The following is a 23,709-nucleotide window of genomic DNA, read 5'->3' on the forward strand; positions in this document are numbered from 1 at the left end:
CCGGCCCCCAACCATCGGCCGTTGCCCCTGCCGGCCCCAGCGGCTATGGTCCCGGGCTGTTCTGTCGTACCGGATCGCCTCATGTCGCCACGCAAAACCCTTCCTGCCGCCCTGGCCCTGGGCCTCACCCTCGCTGCGGGCGCCCATGCCGATGAAGGCATGTGGATGCCGACCCAGCTGCCGGAGCTGGCCAAGCCGCTGCGCGCAGCGGGCTTCATGGGCGATCCGGCCGACCTGGCCAATGTCACCGCACCACCGCTGAGCGCCGTGGTGCGGGCCGGCGGCGGCACCGGTTCGTTCGTTTCCGCCGACGGACTGCTGTTGACCAACCACCATGTGGCGATGGGCGTGATCCAGTACAACAGTTCGCCCGAGCACAACCTGATCGACAACGGCTTCATCGCCCAGGGGCGCGCCGACGAGCGGCCGGCCAATCCGGACTTCCGTGTGCTGGTCACCGTCGGCTTCGACAAGGTGACCGATCAGGTGCTGGCCAATGCCCGTGGCAAGACCGGCCGTGCGTACTTCGATGCGGTCGATGCGGCCAGCAAGCAGATCGTGGCGGAGTGCGAGAAGAACGGCAGCGTGCGCTGCTCGGTGGCCAACATGTACTACGGCACCGATTTCTATCGTATTGCCCAGCTGGAACTGAGCGATGTGCGCCTGGTCTACGCGCCGCCGCGTGCGATCGGCAACTATGGCGACGAGATCGACAATTTCATGTGGCCGCGCCATACCGGCGATTTCACTCTGCTGCGTGCCTATGTCGGCAAGGATGGCAAGCCGGCCGCGTACAGCAAGGACAACGTGCCGTATCAGCCACCGGCGCACCTGAAGATGTCCGTTGAAGGTCCGAAGGAGGGCGATTACGCGATGCTGGCCGGTTACCCGGGCATCACCTACCGCCACCGCACCGCGGCCGAGTTCGCCAGCCAGGTCGATGCGGTGTTGCCGCGCCGGGTATCGGTGTTCCAGCAGATGATCGACACCATCGAGGTGGCAACTGCCAAGGACGCGCAGGCGCGTACCCGTTACGCTTCGCAGCTGCAGTCGCTGAAGAACAACCGCAAGCGCGCCGCCGGTGAGCTGGAAGGCCTGCTGCGCAGCGATGCCAAGGCGCAGCGCGCTGCCGACGAGTCGGCCATGCTGGCGGCCACCGACCGCCGGTACCGGAGTGACATCCAGGCGTTGCTGGCCAATCTCTCGCAGGGTGCGGCGGTGGGTGAGCGCGACCTGCTGCTGGAGCAGATGGCCAACCAGAGCCAGCTGCTGCGCTCGGCGCTGCTGCTGGAACGCCTGCGCATCGAGTCGGCCAAGCCGGATGCACAGCGCGAAAGCGGTTACCAGCAGCGCGACCAGGCGATGATCGAGGGCGTACTCAAGCAGGTGCAGCGTCGGTATGCAGCGGAGGTCGAAAAGGCGCTGCTGACCACCCTGCTTACGCGATACCAGCAGTTGCCGGACGCGCAGCGCGTGGCCGAGTTCGATGCCGCCTTCGGCCGCACCCCGGCGCAGCTGGCGCAGGCGCTGGACACGCTTTACGCCAGCACCCGGCTGGGCGACGAGGCGCAGCGTCTCTCGCGCTTCGCCGCTGCGCGCGATGGCAAGGCCCTGGCACCCGATCCGCTGATCGCAGTGGCCGCGCCGCTGGTGGCGGCGCAGCTGCGCATCGAGAACGAGAGCAAGACCCGCGAAGGCGAGCAGCTGCGCCTGCGCCCGGCCTACATGCAGGCGCTGTTCGCCTGGCGTGCCAAGCAGGGCCGCGCGGTGTACCCGGATGCCAACCGTACCCTGCGCATCAGCTACGGCAAGGTCGAGGCACTGCACCCGCGTGACGGCGTGACCTACTCGCCGGTGACCACGGTGGCCGGTATCATCGAGAAGAACACCAACGCCTATCCCTTCGATGCGCCGGCTCCGCTGCTGGCCGCCATCGCCAAGGGTGATTTCGGCAGCACGGCCGATCCGGCCCTGAAGACACAGACCGTCAACTTCCTGACCAACCTCGATACCACCGGCGGCAACTCGGGATCGCCCGTGCTCAATGCCAAGGGTGAACTGATTGGCCTGAACTTCGACAGCAACTGGGAATCGGTCAGTGCCAGCTGGTGGTTCGATCCGCGCTACAAGCGCGCCGTGCACGTGGACATGCGCTATCTGCGCTGGCTGCTGGCCAAGGTCTACCCGGCGCCGGAACTGTTGAAGGAAATGGGCGTTCCGGTCCAGTAAGACGCTGGCCACGACCCCGGTCGTGGCCCGCACCGCGTAGGCCCCCCACGCCGGTGGGGGGGGTGTTGCCCCCAACGAGCCCGTACGTCTGGCCGCCTCTGGCCTACACTGCGGGTTCCTCTGACGGAAACGCGCGCGTGGTCTCCAGCTGGATCCTGCTGCTGGTCTCGGTTGCCTATGCCGCACTGCTGTTCGGCGTGGCATGGTGGGGCGACCGTCGGCCGATGTACCCGGACCGGCCCTGGCTGCGGCCGGTGGTCTACAGTCTGGCGCTGGCCGTGTACTGCTCGTCCTGGACCTTCTATGGCGCGGTGGGCACCGCCGTGCGCAACGGTATCGGCTACCTGCCGATCTACATCGGGCCGCTGCTGCTGCTGCTGTTCGGCTGGCGCATCATCGAGCGCCTGGCCCTGATCGCCCGCAGCCAGAACGTGGTGTCCATCGCCGATTTCATCTCCTCGCGCTTCGGCCGCTCGCGGCGCCTGGCCGCGCTGGTGGCGATCATCGCCCTGATCGGCATCGTTCCCTACCTGGCCCTGCAGTACAAAGCGGTGGCGATGAGCCTGCAGGTGCTGACCGGCAACACCGGCCCGACCGGCTTCTTCAGCGATCCCGCACTGTATGTCGCCCTGCTGATGGCCCTGTTCGCCACGCTGTTCGGCACGCGCCAGGTGGATGCCACCGAGCATCACCACGGCATGATGCTGGCGATCGCGCTGGAATCGGTGATCAAGCTGCTGGCGATGCTCGCCGTTGGCGTATTCGCCTATGTGTGGCTGACCGACCGCACCGATGCGGTGGTCGAGTCGGTGCATACGCTGTTCACCGGATTGCCGCCGGTGGGATTCATTTCGCAGACCCTGCTCAGTTTCCTCGCCATCGTCTGCCTGCCGCGCCAGTTCCATGTCGCGGTGGTCGAATGTGGCGATGTACGCGACGTGCGCCGTGCACGCTGGATGTTCGGTGGTTACCTGGTGCTGATCTCGGCGATGGTGCTGCCCATCGCCACCGCGGGCGTCACATTGTTCGGCACCGGCGGCAGCGTCGCCGACGATGCGATGGTGCTGGCGCTGCCGCTGGCCGAGGGCCGCAACGCGCTGGCGCTGGTCGCCTATGTGGGGGGCTTCTCTGCCGCCACCGGCATGGTCATCGTCTCATCCATCGCGCTGGCCACCATGGTCAGCAATGATCTGGTGATGCCGGTGCTGCTGCGCCGCAGTGGCGATCACCAGGAAGCAGCCGACGTGGCTTCACGCGTGCTGTGGATCCGCCGCCTGGCGATCCTGCTGCTCGCGTTGATGGCGTACAGCTACTACCGCAGCAGCAGCAACGACAGCACCCTGGCGTCCTACGGCCTGATGGCGTTCGCCGCGGTAGCGCAGTTCGCACCGGGCCTGATTGGCGGCCTGTATTGGCGTGGCGCCAGCCGCCGCGGCGTGGAAACCGGCATGCTGCTCGGCTTCGCCACCTGGCTCTATACCCTGTTGCTGCCGGCGATGACCATGGCGGGATGGGTCGACGCCGGCTGGGTCCAGCAGGGCCCGTTCGGCATCGAATGGCTGCGCCCGCAGCAGCTGTTCGGCATGACCGGCTGGGATCCGCTGACCCACGGTACCTTCTGGTCGTTGCTGGTCAATGCAGCAACGATGATGCTGGTGTCCGCACGCTGGCGGCCGGGGGTGGACGAGCGACTGCGTGCTGCGCCCTTCCTCGATCCGTACGCCGAGCGCCCCTCGGTCGCCGGCGGTTGGCCCGGCCACGTGCATGTGGGCGACCTGCTGGCGCTGGCCTCGCGCGTGGTGGGCGAGCGTCATGCGCGGCGTTCGTTCTTCGAGCAGGCGCAGTCGCTGGGCCGCGAACTGCAGTCTTCCGCGCCGGCCGACCGGCCCTGGGTGCAGTTCACCGAGCGCCTGCTGGCCGCGTCGATCGGTGCCGCCTCCGCGCGCCTGCTCCTGACCAGCCTGCTGCGCGGCTCCGGCATGGACCTGGGTGAGGTGGTAGCGGTGCTGGACGAAGCCGGGCAGGAACTGCGCTTCAACCGCGAGATCCTGTCCACCACGCTGGAAAACATCAGTGCAGGTGTCAGCGTGGTCGATCCGGACATGCGCCTGACGGCGTGGAACCGCCGCTACCAGGACATGTTCGGCTACCCCGACGGCATGCTGTACGTGGGCCGCCCGGTGGCCGACCTGATCCGCTACAACGCCGAACGGGGCGAGCTGGGCGAGGGCGACATCGAGGTGCAGATCAACCGCCGCATCGGCTACATGCGCGCCGGTTCACCGCACGTGTTCGAGCGCACGCGCAGCGACGGCAAGGTGATCGAGATGCGTGGCCAGGCCTTGCCTGGCGGCGGCTATGTGACCAGCTACAACGACATCACCGATTACAAGCACGCTGAGAAGGCGCTGCTGGAAGCCAACGAAACGCTGGAACAGCGCGTCGCCGAGCGCTCCCACGAAGCTGAAGCCGCCCAGCAGTCGAAGACCCGCTTCCTGGCCGCGATCAGCCATGACGTGCTGCAGCCGCTCAATGCCGCGCGCCTGTTTGCTTCGGCGCTGCGTGACAGCGTCCATGTGAGCGATGAGCAGAAGCATCTGGCCGAGCGCGTGGATGCCTCGCTGCGTGCGGCCGAGGAACTGCTGGATGGCCTGCTGGACGTATCGCGGCTGGATGCAGGTGGGTTGCATCCAGTCATCGGCGAGTTCGACGTCAGCGCGCTGATGCGCGAGCTGGCCGCGCAGTACACGCCGGTTGCCGCCGGCCGTGGCCTGCGCCTGGATCTGTTCGCGCGCCCGGCATGGGTGCGCAGCGACCGGCGCCTGCTGCGGCGTGTGCTGCAGAACTTCCTGGCCAACGCGCTGCGCTATACACGGCAGGGCCGCATCGTGCTGGCCGTGCGCCATCGGGGCGAGGAAGTGGAACTGCAGGTGTGGGATACCGGCCCCGGCATCCCGGAGCATCACATGCGGCAGATCTTCGATGAGTTCCATCGCTACCAGCAGCCCTTCGACTGGGGCGAGCAGGGCCTGGGTCTGGGCCTGTCGATCTGCCAGCGCATCTCGCGCCTGCTGGACCATCGGCTCAACGCACGCAGCCGCGTCGGCAGCGGGTCGATGTTCTCGATCATCCTGCCGCGCGTGGCGCCTCTGCCGGGCTACACCGAGCCTGCCACGGCGGTCCAGGTGGCCGCCACGCCGGTGCGCAGCGATTCGCTGGCCGGCCTGCGCGTGCTGTGCGTGGACAATGACGAGGAAATCCTCGACGGCATGCGTGCGCTGCTGGGTCGCTGGCAGGTACAGGTGATCACCGCCGCCACCGTCGATCAGGCGCTGGAGAAGATCGCCGAGCGCCCGCAGGTGATGCTGGTGGATTACCACCTGCATGACCGCATGGATGGCCTGGACGCGCTGGTGGCACTGCGCGAGGCGGCGGGATATCCGCTGCCCGGTGCCCTGCTCACTGCCGATGGTCGCGATGAGCTGAAGCGGATGGCGCGCGAGCGGGGTTATCGGGTGCTGACCAAGCCGATCAAGCCGGCCTCGCTGCGCGCCTTCCTCGGCGCGCTGCGCGACGCCGGCAGCAACGAAGCCTGATGGCAACTGTAGAGCCGAGCCTATGCTCGGCTCCGCGCGCAGTGCGGTGCTGATATAGCCATCGCTATACAAACCAGCCCTGCCTGCGCGTTTCACCAGAAATGTGCCACACGCGAATCGCGATGCTAAGCTTCGCGTCCCCTTGGGGAGTAGCCGGATTCCTACGCAGGAATCGTCCACGTCAACATACTCGGCCAGTGCGCCGTGGCGTGGACAACCATGATGGTTGGCGAGACCAGCGGCCCGCGCGCGCAACGTCAGGTTGGGCGCGAGCGCAGGCCGTGCGTCCGTCCTAGCCCGACCTCAGCAGCCACACATGTCCCCCATTTCGATCCTCCTGATCGGCTTTGCCATGTCCACCGATGCCTTCGCCGCGGCGATCGGCAAGGGTGCAGCGATGCGCAAGCCGGTGTTCCGCGATGCACTGCGTGCCGGCATCATCTTCGGCGTCATCGAGGCGATCACGCCCATCATCGGCTGGCTGCTCGGCCGCGCCGCCCTGCAGTACGTCGAAGCCTTCGACCATTGGATCGCCTTCGGCCTGCTCGGCGCGCTGGGCATCCACATGATCTACAACGGCCTGCGTACGGATGATGGTGAAGAAGATGAAGACCCTTCGCAGCACCACGGCTTCTGGAAGCTGGCGCTGACGGGTTTCGCCACCAGCATCGATGCGATGGCGGTGGGTATCGGCTTGGCGTTCATGGATGTCCATATCGGCGTGATGGCGGCGGTCATCGGCCTGTGCACGCTCACAATGGTCACCGTCGGCATCATGCTCGGCCGCGTGCTGGGCAGCATGGTTGGCAAGCGTGCCGAGATCATTGGCGGCGCGATCCTGGTGATCATCGGCGCGACGATCCTGTACGAACACCTGCGCGGCGTGGGCTGAGCAGGGGCTACCTGTAGAGCCGAGCCCGTGCTCGGCGGGCGTATGAAGCAGCCGAGCATGGGCTCGGCTCTACGTCAGGGTGTTGGCTGACAGGCATTGCGGTGTTGCACTGATGGAGAGGCTGTCATGCGTGCCATAGCCTCTTCGCATGGCCAGTCCCGCACTTCGTTATGGTCGTTGGTCGCATACCGGCAATGCCTATGCGCTTACCACGGTAACGCATGCGCGTCGTCCCTGGTTCATAGACAAGGCCAACGTTGAGCTGCTGATCGAAGCCCTGCGCACGGTAGAGCGGACCGGTCGTACCTTCTCCCTGGGCTGGGTGATCATGCCCGACCACCTGCATTGGCTGATGGAGTTGCGTACCGGCACGCTGGCCGGCTGCATGCAGATCCTGAAGTCCAGGAGTGGAAGATCCATCGCCACGCGCGTTGATGCGAACGTACCGATCTGGCAGCCGGGGTACTACGACCATGCGTTGCGCAGTGATGAATGCCTGCACACGCAGGCGAGATACATTGCGGCCAATCCCGTGCGTGCAGGGTTGGCTACCCGTATCGCGGAGTACCCCTATGCCTGGAGTCGATGGCCGCTTGAGGCATGATTGGCATTGAGGCGAAGAGCAGCCGAGCATGGGCTCGGCTCTACGAGGGCCTCACGAGACCCCGTGCACGGCACCGCAGTACGCCGCGATCAGTCTTCTTCCGGCGGCAGCACGATCGCGTCGTCGTCGATGGCCAGCTTGCCGGCCATCAGCACCGCCTGGGTGCGGTTGGTCACGCCCAGCTTGCGCAGGATCGCGGTCACATGTGCCTTGATGGTTGCCTCGGAGACGTTGAGGTCGTAGGCGATCTGCTTGTTCAGGCGGCCGGCGCCCAGCATCTGCAGCACGCGGAACTGCTGCGGCGTCAGCTCGCGCAGGCGCTGGCCGACCTCGCGTTCCTCGCGCTCGGTGGGTGGCACGTTGTGTGCCTCCGGCGGGGCCCACGTCTCGCCGTCGAGGATGGTGCCCAGCGCATGACCGATGGTGTCCGAGTCGGCGGACTTGGGAATGAAGCCCAGCGCACCGTGATCGAGCGCACGGCGCATCACCGTGGCCTCCTCCCGCGCGGAGACGACCACCACCGGCAGGTGAGGATGCAGCGAGCGCATGTGCACCAGTGCGTTGAAACCCTGTGCACCCGGCATGTTGAGGTCCATCAGGACCAGGTCGGCATCGTTGTGCTGGTCGGCAAGCGCATACAGCGCTTCCACGCTGTCAGCCTCGAACAGCTGCACGCCGGGGATGACCCGCTGTACGGCCCCACGCAGGGCTTCGCGGAACAGCGGGTGGTCATCTGCAATCAGGAGGGTGGTCATGGTCGGGGGGAACCGTGGGGAAACTGTTCGGGGGCCAGGCCCCTGGGGTCAGAGCCCTTTCCCTGCGGAAAGGGGTCCGACCCCGGGTCGTACGTCAGCGTACCTTGCGTTCGTCCACCAGTGACGCCACCACCGACGGATCGGCCAGGGTCGAGGTGTCGCCGAGCTGGTCCGGCGCGTTTTCAGCAATCTTGCGCAGGATGCGGCGCATGATCTTGCCCGAGCGGGTCTTCGGCAGGCCCGGTGCCCACTGAAGGTGGTCCGGGGTGGCGATCGGCCCGATTTCCTTGCGCACCCATGCGATCAGCTCCTTGTGCAGCTCTTCGCTCGGCGCTTCCTCGGCCACCAGGGTGACGTAGGCATAGATGCCCTGGCCCTTCACGTCGTGCGGGAAGCCGACGACGGCGGCTTCTGCCACCTTCGGGTGCGAGACCAGCGCGCTTTCGACCTCGGCGGTGCCGATGCGGTGGCCGGACACGTTGATCACATCGTCCACGCGGCCGGTGATCCAGTAGTAGCCGTCTTCGTCGCGGCGGCAACCGTCGCCGGTGAAGTAGCTGCCCGGATACGTGCGGAAATAGGTGTCGATGAAGCGCTGGTGGTCGCCGTACACCGTGCGCATCTGGCCCGGCCAGGAATCACGGATGATCAGATTGCCTTCGGTCGGGCCGTCCTGGATCTCGCCATCGGCATTCACCAGCGCCGGCTGTACGCCGAAGAAGGGCAGGGTGGCCGACCCCGGCTTGAGGTCCATCGCACCGGCCAGCGGCGAAATCAGGATGCCGCCGGTCTCGGTCTGCCACCAGGTATCGACGATCGGGCAGCGGCTGTCGCCGACCACCTCGTAGTACCAGCGCCAGGCCTCGGGATTGATCGGCTCGCCGACGCTGCCGAGCAGGCGCAGCGAGGCGCGCGAGGTCTTCTTCACCGGCTCCTCGCCTTCGCGCATCAGTGCACGGATGGCGGTCGGGGCGGTGTAGAAGATCGACACCTTGTGCTTGTCGATGACGTTCCAGAAACGCGAGGTGTCCGGGTAGTTCGGCACGCCCTCGAACATCAGCGAGGTCGCGCCGTTGGCCAGCGGGCCGTACACGATGTAGCTGTGGCCGGTGACCCAGCCGACGTCGGCGGTGCACCAGTAGATGTCGTCCTCGCGCAGGTCGAACACCGCTTCGTGGGTGTATGCCGCGTACAGCAGATAACCGCCGGTGGTGTGGAGCACGCCCTTCGGCTTGCCGGTGGAACCGGACGTGTAGAGGATGAACAGCGGATCCTCGGCATTCATGCGCTCCGGCTCGCAGGTGGAGGGCTGGCTGTCCACGACGTCATGGAACCAGCGGTCGCGCGGGGCCTGCATGTCCACCGCGCCGCCGGTGTGGCGCACCACCAGCACGGTCTCCACGGTGTTGGTGCCCGGCAGTTTCAGCGCTGCATCGACGTTGGCCTTCAGCGGAACCTTGCGGCCACCGCGCAGGCCCTCGTCGGCGGTGATGATGAGCTTGCTCTGGCAGTCGCTGACACGATCGGCGATCGAGTTCGGCGCGAAGCCACCGAACACCACCGAGTGGATCGCACCGATGCGCGCGCAGGCCAGCATGGCCACGGCAGCATCGACGATCATCGGCAGGTAGATGGTGACCCGGTCCCCCTTGCCGACGCCCAGGTTGCGCAGCGCATTGCCGAGCCGGCAGGTGCGCTCGTACAGCTCGCGATAGGTCACGTGCTGGGCCGGTGCGTCCGGGCTGTCCGGCTCGAACAGCAGGGCGGTCTTGTCGCCACGGCTGTCCAGCTGGCGGTCAAGGCAGTTGACGCTGGCGTTGAGCTCGCCGTCCTCGAACCACTTGATGTGGAAGTCGGCCAGGTCGTAGCTGACGTTCTTGATCTTCGTCGGCGTGCGCATCCATTGCAGGCGCTCGGCGGCCTTGCCCCAGAAACCCTCCGGGTCGGTCACAGAAGCCTGGTACTGCTGTTGGTAGGACGTCTTGTCGATGCGTGCCTTGGCGGCGAACTGCGGATCGACGGGGTAGATATCAGCCATGGCACCCTCACTTGCACGTTGACTTTGTATGTGCGGTCGCAGCATCGCAACGACCGATCCCCCTCAGTTTGCCCCATCCACCCCCGGCCGCGTCACCACTGTGCTTAGACCATGGTCGAAAGTGGGCGCCCTGCGGGCCCGGCTTCGACCAATGGCGAATAGCCGGTGCGCGCATGTGCCCCGCAGTCTCGGCTCGACCGTGCCCCACGCGCGGCATCACCTTGCCACTTGGGAGAGAGGGCAACATGAGCCACCGTACGTTGAAAGCCGTGCGCACACCTTTGGCGGCCTGCCTGCTGGTCGCCCTGGTCGCACCGGGCATGGCGTTCGCAGAGACCGCCAAAGAAAAAGCACTCGAATCACGCGTCGCCGAACTGGAGCGCCAGGTCCAGCTGCTGCTGTCTTCGCAGCAACAGCAGCAGACCCAGATCGCCCAGACCCAGCAGGCGGTGACCGAAGTCCGCACCGTGCAGTCCGAGCAGAAGCCGGCGGTGCCGGCCGGCAAGCAGCCGATCCAGGTCACCACCATCACTCCGGGTGCCGCACCGGGTACCACGGTCAAGATCGGTGGCTTCATCAAGGCTGACTTCCTGGCGACCCAGACCAGTGACGGCCAGCTGGCCGACGATGCCACCGGCCGTTCGCTGTATCTGCCGGGCCAGACCCCGGTGGAAGGCGCCGGCGGAAACGGCAGGCGTTCGGGCACCGACTACAACGCCCACGCAAAGTTCTCGCGCTTCAACCTGGGCATCGACAACGTGAGCGAGTCCGGCAACAAGGCCGGCGCGTTCTTCGAGATGGACTTCTTCGGCAACTCGCTCGGCAACCAGACCGCCACCAACACCTACGGTGTCACCCTGCGCCATGCCTACATGTACTGGAACAACTGGCTCGCCGGCCAGACCTGGTCCAACTTCATGGACGCGGCCGCATTGCCGGAAGCGGTCGACTTCGTCGGCCCGACCGACGGTGTGATCTTCGTACGCCAGGCACAGGTGCGTTACACCAGCGGCGGCTTCAGCGTTGCCCTGGAAAACCCGGAAACCACCACGCTTACCGGTACCCGCAATCCGGTCACCGGCGCCTGGACCAACGCCAGCGCCAACTCCGATCGCGGCAGCCTGCCGGATCTGACGATGCGTTACGGCTGGAAGGGCGACTGGGGCACCTTCGGCGTCGGCGGCATCGTCCGCCAGCTGAAGGTCGACAACCAGACCACCGGCGCCAAGGCCGACAAGGTTGCCGGCGGCCTGACCCTGGGCGGCAAGTGGGTGATGGGCGACAGCGATTCGCTGCACTACCAGTTCACCGGAGGCGAGGGCATCGCGCGTTACATCGGCCTGGGCATCACCGCCGACTCGGCCTATGACATCGCCCGCGACGAGCTCAATCCGACCGGCGTTCTGGCCGGCTACGTGGGCTGGCGCCATGCGTTCTCGCCGAAGCTGCGCACCAACCTGATCTATGCGCGCAGCGACTACGACAACGACAGCGTGCTGGGCCCGCTGGTCACCAAGAGCGTGCAGAGCATCCGCGGCAACATCTTCTACTCACCGCTGCCCAAGGTCGATGTCGGCGCCGAGCTGATGTATGGCCGCCGCGAGATCGAGAACGGCAACAAGGGTGACATCACCCGGCTGCAGTTCACCACGAAGTACAGCTTCTGACGGCGCGCCGACCCAGGTCGGCCGCTACCGATACTGAGTGCCGACCCACCGTCGGCACCTACCAACAACGATTGCTTCGGAGGGGAAGCGTCTCATGTCCAGCACACCCAGCACCGCGCACAATCCCGCGGGCACCCTAACCAAGGGCCACAAGAAAGTCATCTTCGCTTCGAGCCTGGGTACGGTCTTCGAGTGGTATGACTTCTTCCTGTACGGCTCGCTCGCCGCCATCATCGCCAAGCAGTTCTTCAGCGGTGTCAATGAAACCACGGGCATGATCTTCGCCCTGCTGGCGTTCGCCGCCGGCTTCTTCGTGCGTCCGTTCGGCGCGGCCTTCTTCGGCAGCCTCGGCGACCGCATCGGCCGCAAGTACACCTTCCTGGTCACCATCCTGATCATGGGCATCTCGACCTTCCTGGTCGGTGTGCTGCCCAACTACGCTTCGATCGGCTTTGCCGCGCCGGTGATCCTGATCATCCTGCGTCTGGCCCAGGGCCTGGCGATGGGTGGCGAATACGGCGGCGCGGCGACCTACGTGGCCGAGCATGCCCCGGACGACAAGCGTGGCCTGTACACCAGCTTCATCCAGTGCACCGCCACGCTGGGCCTGTTCATGTCGCTGCTGATCATCCTGGCCTGCCGCTACTTCCTGGGCAATGAAGCATTCGAAGCCTGGGGCTGGCGCATTCCGTTCCTGGTGTCCATCGTGCTGCTGGGCATCTCGGTGTGGATCCGCCTGCAGCTGAGTGAGTCGCCGCTGTTCCAGCAGATGAAGTCGGAAGGCAAGGGCTCCAAGACGCCGTTCCGTGACAGCCTGAAGGGCGGCAACCTGAAGCTGATGCTGCTGGTCCTGCTCGGCGCAGCGGCCGGCCAGGCCGTGGTCTGGTACGGCGGCCAGTTCTATGCGCTGTTCTTCCTCAGCAGCATGCTGAAGGTCGACGCCACCACCTCCTACCTGCTGATCGCAGCCGCACTGGCGCTGGGTGTGCCGTTCTTCATCTTCTTCGGCTGGCTGTCCGACCGTATCGGCCGCAAGAAGATCATCCTCGCCGGCTGCCTGCTGGCTGCCGTGACTTACATCCCGATCTTCAAGGGCCTGACCCACTTCGCCAACCCGGCCATCGAAGAGGCCCGCAGCAGCTCGCCGGCCCTGGTCGTGGCCGATCCGTCCACCTGCTCGTTCCAGTTCGATCCGGTCGGCCTGCGCAAGTTCACCAGCTCCTGTGACGTGGCCACCGCCGCGTTGACCAAGGCGGGCGTGCCGTACGACGTGCAGCCGGCAGCGGCGGGTTCGCTGGCGATCGTCAACGTCGGCAGCGCCAGCGTCACCTCGTATGAAGCGGCGGGACTGAGCAAGGACGAAGGCAAGGCCAAGGCCGACGCGTTCGGTGCCGAACTGAAGACCGCCCTGACCACCGCCGGCTACCCGGCCAAGGCGGACAGCGCGCGCATCAACATTGCGGGCACGATCTTCATGCTGTGGCTGCTGGTGCTGTACGTGACCATGGTCTACGGCCCGATCGCCGCCTACCTGGTCGAGCTGTTCCCGACCCGCATCCGCTACACCTCGATGTCGCTGCCGTATCACATCGGCAACGGCTGGTTCGGTGGCTTCCTGCCGGCGATCTCCTTCGCGCTGGTGGCCGGTACCGGCAATCTGTACTACGGCCTGTGGTATCCGATCGCGATCGCGCTGATGTCGGTGGTGATCGGTGGCCTGTTCCTGCGTGAAACCAAGGACGTGGATATCACCAAGTAGGAATGATGTTCACCGGATGAAGGAGAGGCCGTGGTGCAGACCACGGCCTTTTCGTTGCCTTGTAGCGCCGAGCCATGCTCGGCGACCGCGCAGCGCGCGGCACAAAACTCCGCAGACGCGAAAAGACAGCGTTCAATGCCGTAATCGTGGTTGAAAAGCATCCGAAGCCACCCGCCATCTCGCGCCCAGGGTCAGATCTCTTTCGCGCGCGAAAGGTATCTGACTCCGTCGGACAGTGCCGCACCCCGTATAGTCGGCCCATGACGACCACCGTCCCAGCCGACCTCCCCCACCTCCTGCACACCCTGCGCAGCGCCTGGCAGTCGCAGCGCCCGTCGCTCGACCAGCGCGAAGCCGACCTGCGCCGCCTGCGCGAGGCGCTGAAGCCGCGTCTGGATGAAATGGCCCAGGCCATCGCCGAGGACTTCGGCCATCGCGCCCACGTTGAATCGAAACTGGCCGATGGCATGAGCGTGCTGTCGGCCATCGACCACCTGCGGCGCCACCTGCGGCGCTGGTCGAAGCCGCAGCGGGCATCGGCGGGATGGAAGTTGTGGCCGGCGCGCGCGCAGCTGCGGCCGACGCCGTTGGGCGTGGTCGGGGTGATCTCGCCGTGGAACTACCCGGTTACGCTGGCATTGGTGCCACTGGCCACCGCCATCGCTGCCGGCAACCATGTGTTGCTGAAGCCGTCCGAACATACCCCGCGCACCAGCGCGTTCCTGGCCGATCTGCTGGCCAGTGTGTTCCCGCCCGATCGGGTGGCGGTGGTGCAGGGTGGGGCGGACGTAGCCGCAGCGGTCTCCTCTTTGCCGCTGGACCATCTGTTGTTCACCGGTTCCACCGCCGTGGGCCGCAAGGTGATGGCGGCTGCGGCCGAACATCTGGTGCCGGTCACGCTGGAACTGGGCGGCAAGTCGCCGGCCATCGTCTGCCGTGATTTCCCGCTGGACAAAGCCGCCGCACGGCTGGCCACCGGCAAGTGGTTCAACGCGGGCCAGACCTGCATCGCGCCGGATTACGTGCTGATCGATAGCGCGCGTCAGCGCGAGTTCGTGCAGGCGCTGCAGCAGCAGGTACGCGAGCGCTATGGTGACTTCAGCGAGGCCGGCGACTACACGCGCATCATCAACGAAGGCCAGTACCAGCGCCTGCAGGGCTATCTGGCACAGGCGCGGCAACGCGGGGTGCCGGTGATTCCGCTCGCGCACGTGGATGAGGCTCGCGCCGGCCGCGAGCGCCTGCTGGTACCGACCGTGGTACTGGACCCGCCGGACGATCTGGACCTGATGCGCGAGGAGATCTTCGGGCCGATCCTGCCGGTGCGCGCCTACCCGGATCTGGATGCGGCGCTGGTCGACGTTCTCTCCCGCGACCGGCCGCTGGCGCTGTATCCCTTCAGCCACGACCGCGCCACCGTGGAGCGCATTCTCGCCAACGTGGTGGCCGGGGGAGTGACGGTCAACGACACGCTGCTGCACTTCGCCGCCGATGGCCTACCGTTCGGCGGGGTGGGCGCCAGCGGCATGGGCGCGTACCACGGCCGCGCCGGGTTCGATGCGATGAGCAAGCGGTTGCCGGTGCTGTGGCAGTCGCGCTGGGCGGCCAGCGACAGGCTGCGGCCGCCGTATTCGAAGATTGCGGGGATGTTGAAGGTGCTTCTGCGGTGAAGCCACGCATGGCGTGGCTCTGCTGGTAGGTGCTAACCAAGGTTGGCGCCTACCAAAGCAGGCCCGGGTAGAATGCCCCCATGAAGATCGCCTCGTGGAACGTCAATTCGCTCAACGTCCGCCTGCCGCACCTGGAGCAGTGGCTCAAGGAGTTCGGCCCGGACATCGTCGGCATCCAGGAAACCAAGCTGGAGGACCACAAGTTCCCGGATGCGGCGTTGATCGGCGCCGGCTACCGCAGCGTATTCGCCGGCCAGAAGACCTACAACGGCGTGGCACTGCTGTCACGCGAGCCGGCGCGGGACGTGCAGATCGGCATTCCGGGTTTCGAGGACGAGCAGAAGCGCGTCATCGCCGGCACCTTTGGCGACCTGCGGGTGATCAACCTGTATGTGGTCAACGGCCAGGACGTCGGCACCGACAAGTATGCGTACAAGCTGCGCTGGCTGGAGGCCGTGCACGCCTGGATCGGCGAGGAACTGCAGCGGCACCCGAAGCTGGTCGTGCTGGGTGACTTCAACATCGCCCCGGACGCCCGCGACGTGCATGATCCGGAGGTGTGGAACGAGAACCACATCCTCACCTCCACCGCCGAGCGCGGCGCGCTGAACAAGCTGCTGCAGCTGGGCCTGCACGACGGTTTCCGGCTGCACAACGAGGAAGCCGGCACGTTCAGCTGGTGGGATTACCGTGCGGCGGGCTTCCGCCGCAATCTGGGCCTGCGCATCGACCTCACCCTGGTCTCCGATGCGCTCAAGGGCGGCGCCGTGGCGTCCGGCATCGACCGCGAGCCACGTACCTGGGAGCGCCCCAGCGACCACGCGCCGGCATGGGTGCAGTTGGGGTGAGGTAGCGCCGGGCCGTGCCCGGCGCTGCCCGTCGGATCAACGTATGCTCTTGCGGGTGAACAGGTTGACGATCGCCAGCAGGATCACCGCACCGATCAGCGAGAACAGGAAGGTGCGGATGGTGATCGCTTCGTTGATGCCGCCGCCGAACAGCCAGCCGGAAATCAGCGCGCCGACAATGCCGACCACGATGTTGAGAATGATGCCCTGCTGCGCATCGCGCTTCATGATGATGCTTGCCAGCCAGCCCACGATGCCGCCGACGATCAGCCAGATGATGATGCCCATGATCGAACCTCCGGTGGAAAACCGTGACCAGTTGACGCGCATGGCTGTGAACCCGTCGTGCAATCGCGTGACGGTTGCGTGCGGATGAGCTTGCCAGCCACCCTGGATGGCCCCTGGCGCTTCGGGCCCGTGACGGTCTGGCGGCGGCCACATGTGCCGGGCCAGCGCGGTGAGCCGCAGGCCCGGCAGGTGCTGGCACAGGCGCTGGATCTCGCGCCGGAGGCACTGCCGCTGGTCCGCGACGACAAGGGCCGACCCGAGCTGACCGGTGCGCTGGCCGACCACGGCACGGGCTGGAGTCACAGTGGCGACGTGCTGCTGGTGGCGCTGGGTGAAGGTGTACGGCTTGGCGTGGACCTGGAACTGCTGCGCCCGCGCCCACGCCTGCTGGAGATCGTGCAGCGCTTCTTCCATCCGCAAGAGGTGGCCTGGCTGCAGGGCCTGGACGCCACGGAACGCGAACACTGGTTCTTCCGTGTCTGGTGCGCCAAGGAGGCGCTGCTGAAGGCACACGGGCAGGGCATTTCGTTCGGCCTGCATCGCCTGCAGCTGGCGCCAGGTGTCGACGGCGCCCTGCACCTGCGCTGGTGCGACCCTGCGCTGGGTGATGCCCGGCAGTGGCATCTGCACGAATGGCAGGCCAGCGGCCAGTTCCGCGCCGCATTGGCCTGGTATCCGCAATGAAGCGGCGAATCAGCCCGGGAAACGGGCGATAATGGCGGCATGAGCGAACACGAACTCCCCGCCGGCGTGACCGCCACGCTGGAGCAGGGCCTGGCCGGCATGGGCCTGGACGCCGCACTGGCGCCGCCGCTGCTGCGCTACCTGGGCCTGCTGCACCGCTGGAACGGCACCTACAACCTCACCGCCATCCGCGACCCGCAGGAGATGGTCACCCGTCACCTGCTCGATTCGCTGGCTATGCAGCCGTTCGTGGCCGATGGCCGCCTGGCCGACCTCGGTACCGGTCCTGGACTGCCCGGTATCCCGCTGGCGATCGCCTGCCCGGGTCTGCAGGTCACCCTGGTCGAGAGCAACGGCAAGAAGGCCCGCTTCATGCGCGAGGCCGTGCGCCAGCTCGGCCTGGGCAATGCCCGCGTGGCTGAGTCGCGCGCCGAAGCGCTGGACGAGGCCGGCCACTACGACCAGTTGACCGCCCGCGCGATGGACACGCTGGCCGGCATCATCCGCGTCGGTGGCCACCTGCTGCGTCCTGGCGGCGTGCTGCTGGCGATGAAGGGCGTCTACCCGCATGAAGAGATCGCCGCACTGCCGGCAGGCTGGCAGGTGCGCGACGTGGCCCCGTTGAGCGTGCCCGGCCTGGCGGGCGAGCGCCACCTGGTCACCGTTACAGGCCCCTGATCCCGCCGCCAACCCTTTGCGCGACAAGGGGTTGGCGATCCACGATTTCCGCCCGGGCCCGGTTGTACGCATAATGACCGGTCCCAGCATCCGTCGACGAGGCACACCCGCATGGCCCGCATCATCGCCATCGCCAACCAGAAGGGTGGCGTCGGCAAGACCACGACCGCCGTAAACCTGGCCGCTTCCCTGGCCAACGCACCCAAGCGCGTGCTGTTGGTCGACCTGGATTCGCAGGGCAACGCGACCATGGGCAGTGGTGTGGACAAGCGTGAGCTGGCGGCGTCCACCTGCGACCTGCTGCTGGGCGAGAACACCGCCGCCGACGTGCGCGTGCAGACCGCGGAAGGCTACGACCTGCTGCCCGGCAACATCGACCTGACCGCTGCGGAGATCCAGCTGATGGCGCAGGGCGAGCGCGAGCAGCGCCTGAAGCGCGCGCTGGCGCCGATCCGCGACGAGTACGACTACATCCTGATCGACTGCCCGCCGGCGCTTTCACTGCTGACGCTCAACGCACTGGCCGCCGCCGATTCGGTGATCGTGCCGATGCAGTGCGAGTACTACGCGCTGGAAGGCCTGAGTGCGCTGGTGGAAACCATCGAGGCGCTGCGCGCCAGCCTGAACCCGGCGCTGGAGATCGAGGGCGTGCTGCGTACCATGTTCGATGTGCGCAACAACCTGGCCAACGCCGTATCGGCCGAACTGACCGAACACTTCGGCGACCGCGTGTTCCGTACCATCGTGCCGCGCAACGTGCGCCTGGCTGAAGCGCCCAGCCACGGCCAGAGCATCGTCGGCTACGACCGCGCCTCGCGCGGTGGCGTGGCTTACCTGGGCCTGGCCGGCGAGATCATCCGTCGCAACAACGAACGCAACAAGGCCACCAAGGCCGTGGAGACCGTCTGATGACCAGCAGCAAGCCGGCAGCCAAGAAGCGAGGCCTCGGCCGTGGCCTGGATGCGCTGCTCGGTCCGAAGGGAGCGGTCAGCCAGGTGCAGGCCACCACCGCGGTGATCGAACCGTTGCCGGGTGAGGTGCTGCGCAAGCTGCCGGTCGGCCAGCTGCAGCCGGGCAAGTACCAGCCGCGTCGCGAAATGGACGAGGGCAAGCTGTCCGAACTGGCGGACTCGATCCGGTCGCAGGGCGTGATCCAGCCGATCCTGGTGCGTCAGCTGCCGGCGGGCAACTTCGAGATCGTCGCCGGCGAACGCCGCTGGCGCGCCTCGCAGCTGGCCGGTCTGGACGAAGTGCCGGTGGTGGTGCGCGAACTGGAAGACCGCACCGTCATCGCGATGGCGCTGATCGAGAACATCCAGCGCGAAGACCTCAACCCGCTGGAAGAAGCCGAGGCGCTGCAGCGCCTGATCAGCGAGTTCACCCTGACCCATGCCGAGGCGGCCGAGGCCGTCGGCCGCTCGCGCGCGGCGGTGTCCAACCTGCTGCGCCTGCTGGAACTGCCGGTGGCCATCCGCCTGCTGCTGGAAACCCGCCGCCTGGAAATGGGCCACGCCCGCGCGCTGCTGACCCTGGCCCCGGAACTGGCCGGCAAGCTGGCGCAGGAAGCGGCCGATGAAGGCTGGTCGGTGCGTGAAGTGGAGCGCCGCGCGCAGGCCTTCGCCGCCGGCAAGGTGCCGAGCAACCGCCCGGCGGCCGCGCCGAAGGTGCAGCAGGCCGACATCGCCTCGCTGGAAACCGAACTGTCCGAGTCGCTGGGGACCAAGGTGGCGATCAGCCACGGCCGCGGCGGCAAGGGCAAGCTGATCATCCACTACACCGATCTGGATACCCTCGACGGCGTGCTGGAAAAGCTGCGGACCCGCCAGGGCTGAGTCGCTCGGCACGTGGACAGAGACCTGCAATGACCATCCTGCTCACCGGCGCTGCCGGCTTCATCGGTGCCTACACCGCCCGCGCGCTGCTGGAGGCGGGCCAGCCGGTGGTGGGCCTGGACAACTTCAACGACTACTACGACCCGCAGATCAAGCGGGACCGCGTGGCCGCGCTGTGCCCCACGCTGGATCTGCGCACGCTTGACCTGACCGACCGTGAAGGCCTGGCCGCGCTGTTCGACGAACTGCAGCCGAGCGCGGTGATCCATCTGGCCGCGCAGGCCGGGGTGCGCTATTCGCTGGAGAATCCGCAGGCCTACGTCGACAGCAACCTGGTCGGCTTCGTCAATATCCTGGAACTGTGCCGCCACCGCGGCGTGCAGCATCTGGTCTACGCCTCCAGCAGTTCGGTGTACGGCGATTCGGCCACGCCGCCGTTCTCCGAGGACCAGCGCGTGGACCAGCCGCGCTCGCTGTACGCGGCCACCAAGGCTGCCAACGAGCTGATGGCGCACACCTACGCGCAGCTGTATGGCCTGCGTGCCACCGGCCTGCGCTTCTTCACCGTGTACGGCGCGTGGGGACGGCCGGACATGGCGCCGCTGCTGTTTTCTCGTGCCGTCCTGGCCGGGCGCCCGATCGAGGTGTTCAACCAGGGGCGCATGCAGCGCGATTTCACACATGTCTCCGACATCGTGTCGGGTATCCTCGGCGCGCTCGCGCACCCGGCCGACGGTCCGGTACCGCATCGGGTATTCAACCTCGGCAACCATACGCCGGTCGAGCTGGAGCGCTTCATCAGCGTCATCGAGCAGGCCGCCGGCCGCCCTGCGCAGAAGGTCTACAAGCCGATGCAGCCGGGCGACATGGTCCGCACGATGGCCGACACCCGCCGCGCACATGACGCATTCGGCTTCGATGCGGTGACCCCGATCGAGCAGGGGCTGCCGCCCGTCGTCCAGTGGTGCCGCGAGTATTTCGGCGATCGCGCCTGAGGAGCAATCCTCACACAGCCGGATTCATCTTCGGATAACCTCGGCTTCGGAGAATGCGCGGTCTTTGTCCCCTCTTGGCCGAGTGACCCATGAGCCAACCCGAGCTTTCCGTTGTCGTCCCCGTATTCAACGAGCGCGACAATGTCGCGCCCCTGATCGCCGAAATCGTCGCGGCACTGCGGGGCCGGTTGCTGTTCGAGATCGTCTATGTCGACGATCACTCCCGCGATGACAGCCTGGCGGTGCTGCAGGGCCTGAAAGCCACCACGCCGGAGCTGCGGGTGCTGCACCACGTCGAGCAGAGCGGGCAGAGCACAGCGGTGCGCACCGGTGTCAAGCATGCCCGTGCGCCGTGGATCGCCACCCTGGATGGTGATGGCCAGAACGATCCGGCCGACATCCCCAAGCTGCTGGCGGCCCGCGATGCTGCCGACGGGCAGGTGAAGCTGTTTGCCGGCTGGCGCGTCAACCGCCAGGACAGCGGCAGCAAGCGCTGGGCCAGTCGCTGGGCCAACCGCATCCGGGCGCGCATGCTGCGCGACGATACGCCCGACACCGGCTGCGGCATCAAGCTGTTCGAGCGCGAAGCCTTCCTCGACCTGCCGTATTTCGACCACATGCACCGCTATCTGCCGGCGCTGATGCAGCGTGCCGGTTGGAAGACCACCAGCGTGCCGGTCAACCATCGTCACCGTACCGCTGGCGTCTCCAAGTACAACAACCTCGGCCGTGCGCTGGTCGGCATCCGCGACCTGCGGGGCGTTGCCTGGCTGATCACCCGCAGCAGGCGTACCGCGGTGGAAGAACGATGATGGCGCTGCACTGGCTCGACCAGCCGCTGACCTGGTTGTTCTGGACCGGCCTGCATGTGACGGGCTGGAAGCTGATCGGCTATACCGGCGCACTGATGTTCGGCGGCCGCTGGCTGGTCCAGTTCATCGCCTCCCGGCGTGCCGGCAAGCCGGTCATCCCGCGCCTGTTCTGGTACATGAGCGTGATCGGCAGCCTGATGACGCTGAGCTACTTCCTGTTCTCGGCCAAGCAGGATTCGGTAGGCGTGCTGCAGAACCTGTTCCCGGCGTTCACCGCGCTGTACAGCCTGCACCTGGACATCCGCCATCGCGGCTGGAAGCGGGACAGAGCCAGCCATTGAGGCAGCGCCGGAGCGGAATCGGTAGCGCCGGGCCATGCCCGGCGAAGGTGTGCGGTCCCCGCGTTACCGGTCCTGCAGCGCAGGCAGGACTTTTGAACCATGCCCCGGCTGTCCGGCGGTGCCATGATCGGCGTCTGCCTTCCCGGGAACCTGTGCTCGTGAAAACCCGTCTTGCCGTTGCCCTGCTCATCGCCCTGTCCGCTCCGGCTGCCGTCGTGGCGGCTCCGCCCGCGCTCGCGGCGTCCGCCCCTGCGACCACCGAATCGGCGGCCGATGCCGCCTTCCGCGCGCTGTACGAAAAGGAATGGAAGTGGCGCCAGGCCGGGGGCGGTGAAGCCAGCGAGGATGGCGACGCGCCGGCCAACGCCACGCGGCTGCCCGATGTGGGCGCGGCCGCGCAGCAGGCGCGCCTGAAGGTCTGGGACCAGACCCTGGCCGAGCTGAAGAAGATCGACCCGAAGACACTCAGCGCCGACAACCAGGTGAACTACGCGATCTACCGCGACCAGGTGTTCAACCTCGCCGAGGAGGTGCGTCTGCGGGCCTACGAGATGCCGTTCAACTCCGATTCCTCGTTCTGGTCCAATCTCTCGTTCATGGCCCGGCGCGAGATGAAGACCGCGCAGGACTTCCGTAACTACATCGCACGCCTGGACGATGTGCCGCGCTATTTCGGCCAGCAGACCGAGAACATGCGCGCCGGACTCAAGCGGGGTTTCAGCGTGCCCCGCGCGGTGCTTGACGGGCGCGAGGTCTCCATTGCCACCGTCGCCGAGCTGAAGGACCCTACCGAGTCGCCGCTGTACGCGCCGTTCAAGAAGCTGCCGGCCAGCATTCCGGCGGCCGAGCAGGCGCAGCTGCAGGCGCAGGCCCGTGCGGCGATCAGCGGCAAGGTGGTGCCGGCCTTCCAGCAGCTGCGTACCTTCTTCGTCAATGAGTACGTGCCGCAGGCGCGTACCACCCTGGCGGCCGAAGCGATGCCGGAGGGCAAGGCGTTCTACAGGCAGCAGATCCACGAATACACCACGCTGGACCTGTCGCCGGATGAGATCCATCGCATCGGCCTGGGCGAAGTCGCGCGCATCCAGAAGGAGATGAACGACATCATCCAGCAGGTCGGCTTCAAGGGCAGTTTCGGCGAATTCCTGACCTTCCTGCGCACCGATCCGCAGTTCTACGCCAAGACCCCGAACGAGCTGCTGTATCGGGCGGCGTGGATCTCCAAGCGCATCGATGGTGTCATCGGCAAGTACATGACACTGCCGCGCGCGCGCTTCACCATCGTGCCGGTGCCGCCGGACATCGCGCCGTTCTGGACCGCAGGCCGCGGTGGCATGGGCACCTATTGGCTCAACACCTACAACCTGCCGGCGCGGCCGCTGTACAACCTGCCAGCGCTGACCCTGCACGAGTCCGATCCCGGTCATGCCCTGCAGGGCGCGCTCGCCGCCGAACAGGGCGAACAGCCCGAGTTCCGCCGCAACGCCTACATCTCCGCCTACGGCGAAGGCTGGGGCCTGTACAGCGAGAAGCTGGGCGTGGAGATGGGCATCTATGAAACCCCCTACGAGGATTTCGGTCGCCTCACCTACGAGATGTGGCGCGCCGCACGCCTGGTGATCGATACCGGAGTACACAGCAAGGGCTGGACACGGGAACAGGCCATCGCCTACCTGCGTGACCATACCGCGCTGAGCGAGCACGAAGTGACCACCGAAGTGGATCGCTACATCTCCTGGCCGGGCCAGGCGTTGAGCTACAAGCTCGGCGAGATCGCCATCGTGCGCCTGCGCGCACAGGCCGAGAAGGAGCTGGGCGACAAGTTCGACGTCAAGGGTTTCCATGACGCCGTGCTCAAGCAGGGGTCGGTGCCGCTGCCGGTACTGGAACAGCAGATCCAGGCCTATATCGCGCAGCGCAAGCAGGCCTGATCCGAAATGCCGCCGGGCATGGCCCGGCGCTACCGGAATGCGCGGTGGTAGCGCCGGGCCACGCCCGGCGAGCGCGAAGCGCGGCAGACG

Annotated in this window: 19 protein-coding genes and 1 riboswitch; of the genes, 16 read left to right on the forward strand and 3 right to left on the reverse strand. The window is 66.7% G+C overall.

Annotation, left to right across the window (positions count from 1 at the left end; genetic code table 11):
- Nucleotides 1-81 precede the first annotated feature (81 nt).
- The 4 genes from IMX13_RS15705 to IMX13_RS15720 all read left to right on the forward strand — a co-directional run bounded on the left by IMX13_RS15705 (nt 82) and on the right by IMX13_RS15720 (nt 7,321).
- Nucleotides 82-2,229, forward strand: a complete 2,148-nt coding sequence (locus IMX13_RS15705; protein ID WP_193396708.1) for a S46 family peptidase — start codon at nt 82-84, stop codon at nt 2,227-2,229.
- Between the two features lie 137 nt (nt 2,230-2,366).
- Nucleotides 2,367-5,825, forward strand: a complete 3,459-nt coding sequence (locus tag IMX13_RS15710) for a PAS domain-containing hybrid sensor histidine kinase/response regulator (protein ID WP_053517694.1) — start codon at nt 2,367-2,369, stop codon at nt 5,823-5,825.
- 138 nt (nt 5,826-5,963) lie between these two features.
- A riboswitch (yybP-ykoY riboswitch) is annotated at nt 5,964-6,053 on the forward strand.
- Nucleotides 6,054-6,141: 88 nt separating this feature from the next.
- Complete coding sequence (locus tag IMX13_RS15715) at nt 6,142-6,717, forward strand: manganese efflux pump MntP family protein (RefSeq protein ID WP_065174245.1); 576 nt, start codon at nt 6,142-6,144, stop codon at nt 6,715-6,717.
- A 148-nt stretch (nt 6,718-6,865) separates the two neighbouring features.
- The gene (locus tag IMX13_RS15720; protein ID WP_193396709.1) at nt 6,866-7,321 is read left to right on the forward strand and encodes a transposase; all 456 of its coding nucleotides are present in this window, start codon (nt 6,866-6,868) and stop codon (nt 7,319-7,321) included.
- An 89-nt stretch (nt 7,322-7,410) separates the two neighbouring features.
- Here IMX13_RS15720 and IMX13_RS15725 read toward each other — a convergent pair whose 3' ends face one another.
- Both IMX13_RS15725 and acs read right to left on the reverse strand, forming a co-directional pair.
- Complete coding sequence (locus tag IMX13_RS15725; protein ID WP_005411662.1) at nt 7,411-8,076, reverse strand: response regulator transcription factor; 666 nt, start codon at nt 8,074-8,076, stop codon at nt 7,411-7,413.
- A gap of 94 nt (nt 8,077-8,170) precedes the next feature.
- Nucleotides 8,171-10,114: an acetate--CoA ligase gene (acs, locus tag IMX13_RS15730; protein WP_065181408.1), complete on the reverse strand. Its 1,944-nt coding sequence runs from the start codon at nt 10,112-10,114 to the stop codon at nt 8,171-8,173.
- Between the two features lie 245 nt (nt 10,115-10,359).
- Between acs and IMX13_RS15735 the strand changes: the two genes are divergently transcribed.
- The 4 genes from IMX13_RS15735 (at nt 10,360) to xth (ending at nt 16,058) form a co-directional block, all read left to right on the forward strand.
- Nucleotides 10,360-11,781: a DcaP family trimeric outer membrane transporter gene (locus tag IMX13_RS15735; RefSeq protein ID WP_053517699.1), complete on the forward strand. Its 1,422-nt coding sequence runs from the start codon at nt 10,360-10,362 to the stop codon at nt 11,779-11,781.
- 94 nt (nt 11,782-11,875) lie between these two features.
- A complete protein-coding gene (locus tag IMX13_RS15740; protein ID WP_053517700.1) occupies nt 11,876-13,540 on the forward strand; it encodes an MFS transporter in 1,665 nt (554 codons plus the stop codon).
- Nucleotides 13,541-13,800: 260 nt separating this feature from the next.
- The gene (locus IMX13_RS15745) at nt 13,801-15,210 is read left to right on the forward strand and encodes a coniferyl aldehyde dehydrogenase (protein ID WP_193396710.1); all 1,410 of its coding nucleotides are present in this window, start codon (nt 13,801-13,803) and stop codon (nt 15,208-15,210) included.
- Nucleotides 15,211-15,290: 80 nt separating this feature from the next.
- Nucleotides 15,291-16,058 (forward strand): exodeoxyribonuclease III, encoded by a 768-nt coding sequence (gene xth, locus IMX13_RS15750; RefSeq protein ID WP_193396712.1) that lies wholly within the window; start codon nt 15,291-15,293, stop codon nt 16,056-16,058.
- A gap of 36 nt (nt 16,059-16,094) precedes the next feature.
- Here the strand turns inward: xth and IMX13_RS15755 are convergent, their stop codons facing one another.
- Complete coding sequence (locus IMX13_RS15755; RefSeq protein WP_005411656.1) at nt 16,095-16,346, reverse strand: GlsB/YeaQ/YmgE family stress response membrane protein; 252 nt, start codon at nt 16,344-16,346, stop codon at nt 16,095-16,097.
- 84 nt (nt 16,347-16,430) lie between these two features.
- Between IMX13_RS15755 and IMX13_RS15760 the strand changes: the two genes are divergently transcribed.
- The 8 genes from IMX13_RS15760 to IMX13_RS15795 all read left to right on the forward strand — a co-directional run bounded on the left by IMX13_RS15760 (nt 16,431) and on the right by IMX13_RS15795 (nt 23,619).
- A complete protein-coding gene (locus tag IMX13_RS15760) occupies nt 16,431-17,030 on the forward strand; it encodes a 4'-phosphopantetheinyl transferase superfamily protein (RefSeq protein ID WP_111187180.1) in 600 nt (199 codons plus the stop codon).
- A gap of 39 nt (nt 17,031-17,069) precedes the next feature.
- The gene (rsmG, locus tag IMX13_RS15765) at nt 17,070-17,708 is read left to right on the forward strand and encodes a 16S rRNA (guanine(527)-N(7))-methyltransferase RsmG (protein ID WP_053517711.1); all 639 of its coding nucleotides are present in this window, start codon (nt 17,070-17,072) and stop codon (nt 17,706-17,708) included.
- 111 nt (nt 17,709-17,819) lie between these two features.
- Nucleotides 17,820-18,617 carry a ParA family protein gene (locus tag IMX13_RS15770; protein ID WP_053517712.1) on the forward strand — a complete coding sequence of 266 codons (798 nt, stop codon included), beginning with the start codon at nt 17,820-17,822 and terminating at the stop codon, nt 18,615-18,617.
- Entirely contained in the window at nt 18,617-19,540 is a 924-nt protein-coding gene (locus IMX13_RS15775; RefSeq protein ID WP_065174254.1) for a ParB/RepB/Spo0J family partition protein, read from the forward strand. The genes IMX13_RS15770 and IMX13_RS15775 overlap by 1 nt, the downstream gene beginning before the upstream one ends.
- 29 nt (nt 19,541-19,569) lie before the next feature.
- The gene (locus IMX13_RS15780) at nt 19,570-20,535 is read left to right on the forward strand and encodes an NAD-dependent epimerase/dehydratase family protein (RefSeq protein WP_180876449.1); all 966 of its coding nucleotides are present in this window, start codon (nt 19,570-19,572) and stop codon (nt 20,533-20,535) included.
- Nucleotides 20,536-20,624: 89 nt separating this feature from the next.
- The gene (locus IMX13_RS15785; protein WP_193396713.1) at nt 20,625-21,347 is read left to right on the forward strand and encodes a glycosyltransferase family 2 protein; all 723 of its coding nucleotides are present in this window, start codon (nt 20,625-20,627) and stop codon (nt 21,345-21,347) included.
- Nucleotides 21,347-21,688, forward strand: a complete 342-nt coding sequence (locus tag IMX13_RS15790; protein WP_193396714.1) for a lipid-A-disaccharide synthase N-terminal domain-containing protein — start codon at nt 21,347-21,349, stop codon at nt 21,686-21,688. The genes IMX13_RS15785 and IMX13_RS15790 overlap by 1 nt, the downstream gene beginning before the upstream one ends.
- Before the next feature lie 158 nt (nt 21,689-21,846).
- Nucleotides 21,847-23,619, forward strand: coding sequence for a DUF885 family protein (locus tag IMX13_RS15795; RefSeq protein ID WP_065174509.1), 1,773 nt, complete (start codon nt 21,847-21,849; stop codon nt 23,617-23,619).
- Nucleotides 23,620-23,709: the final 90 nt, after the last annotated feature.

Source organism: Stenotrophomonas sp. B2 (assembly GCF_014947095.1).
GTDB classification, from domain to species: Bacteria; Pseudomonadota; Gammaproteobacteria; order Xanthomonadales; family Xanthomonadaceae; genus Stenotrophomonas; species Stenotrophomonas maltophilia_P.

What these genes read in the sequence shown, in the direction of transcription:
- rsmG (WP_053517711.1), top strand. Translation starts at nt 17,070, where the DNA reads ATGAGCGAACACGAACTCCCCGCCGGCGTGACCGCCACGCTGGAGCAG.
- IMX13_RS15735 (WP_053517699.1), top strand. Translation starts at nt 10,360, where the DNA reads ATGAGCCACCGTACGTTGAAAGCCGTGCGCACACCTTTGGCGGCCTGC.
- IMX13_RS15775 (WP_065174254.1), top strand. Translation starts at nt 18,617, where the DNA reads ATGACCAGCAGCAAGCCGGCAGCCAAGAAGCGAGGCCTCGGCCGTGGC.
- IMX13_RS15785 (WP_193396713.1), top strand. Translation starts at nt 20,625, where the DNA reads ATGAGCCAACCCGAGCTTTCCGTTGTCGTCCCCGTATTCAACGAGCGC.
- IMX13_RS15705 (WP_193396708.1), top strand. Translation starts at nt 82, where the DNA reads ATGTCGCCACGCAAAACCCTTCCTGCCGCCCTGGCCCTGGGCCTCACC.
- IMX13_RS15755 (WP_005411656.1), bottom strand. Translation starts at nt 16,346, where the DNA reads ATGGGCATCATCATCTGGCTGATCGTCGGCGGCATCGTGGGCTGGCTG.
- IMX13_RS15770 (WP_053517712.1), top strand. Translation starts at nt 17,820, where the DNA reads ATGGCCCGCATCATCGCCATCGCCAACCAGAAGGGTGGCGTCGGCAAG.
- IMX13_RS15720 (WP_193396709.1), top strand. Translation starts at nt 6,866, where the DNA reads ATGGCCAGTCCCGCACTTCGTTATGGTCGTTGGTCGCATACCGGCAAT.
- IMX13_RS15725 (WP_005411662.1), bottom strand. Translation starts at nt 8,076, where the DNA reads ATGACCACCCTCCTGATTGCAGATGACCACCCGCTGTTCCGCGAAGCC.
- acs (WP_065181408.1), bottom strand. Translation starts at nt 10,114, where the DNA reads ATGGCTGATATCTACCCCGTCGATCCGCAGTTCGCCGCCAAGGCACGC.
- IMX13_RS15780 (WP_180876449.1), top strand. Translation starts at nt 19,570, where the DNA reads ATGACCATCCTGCTCACCGGCGCTGCCGGCTTCATCGGTGCCTACACC.
- IMX13_RS15760 (WP_111187180.1), top strand. Translation starts at nt 16,431, where the DNA reads ATGAGCTTGCCAGCCACCCTGGATGGCCCCTGGCGCTTCGGGCCCGTG.
- IMX13_RS15740 (WP_053517700.1), top strand. Translation starts at nt 11,876, where the DNA reads ATGTCCAGCACACCCAGCACCGCGCACAATCCCGCGGGCACCCTAACC.
- xth (WP_193396712.1), top strand. Translation starts at nt 15,291, where the DNA reads ATGAAGATCGCCTCGTGGAACGTCAATTCGCTCAACGTCCGCCTGCCG.
- IMX13_RS15715 (WP_065174245.1), top strand. Translation starts at nt 6,142, where the DNA reads ATGTCCCCCATTTCGATCCTCCTGATCGGCTTTGCCATGTCCACCGAT.
- IMX13_RS15790 (WP_193396714.1), top strand. Translation starts at nt 21,347, where the DNA reads ATGGCGCTGCACTGGCTCGACCAGCCGCTGACCTGGTTGTTCTGGACC.
- IMX13_RS15745 (WP_193396710.1), top strand. Translation starts at nt 13,801, where the DNA reads ATGACGACCACCGTCCCAGCCGACCTCCCCCACCTCCTGCACACCCTG.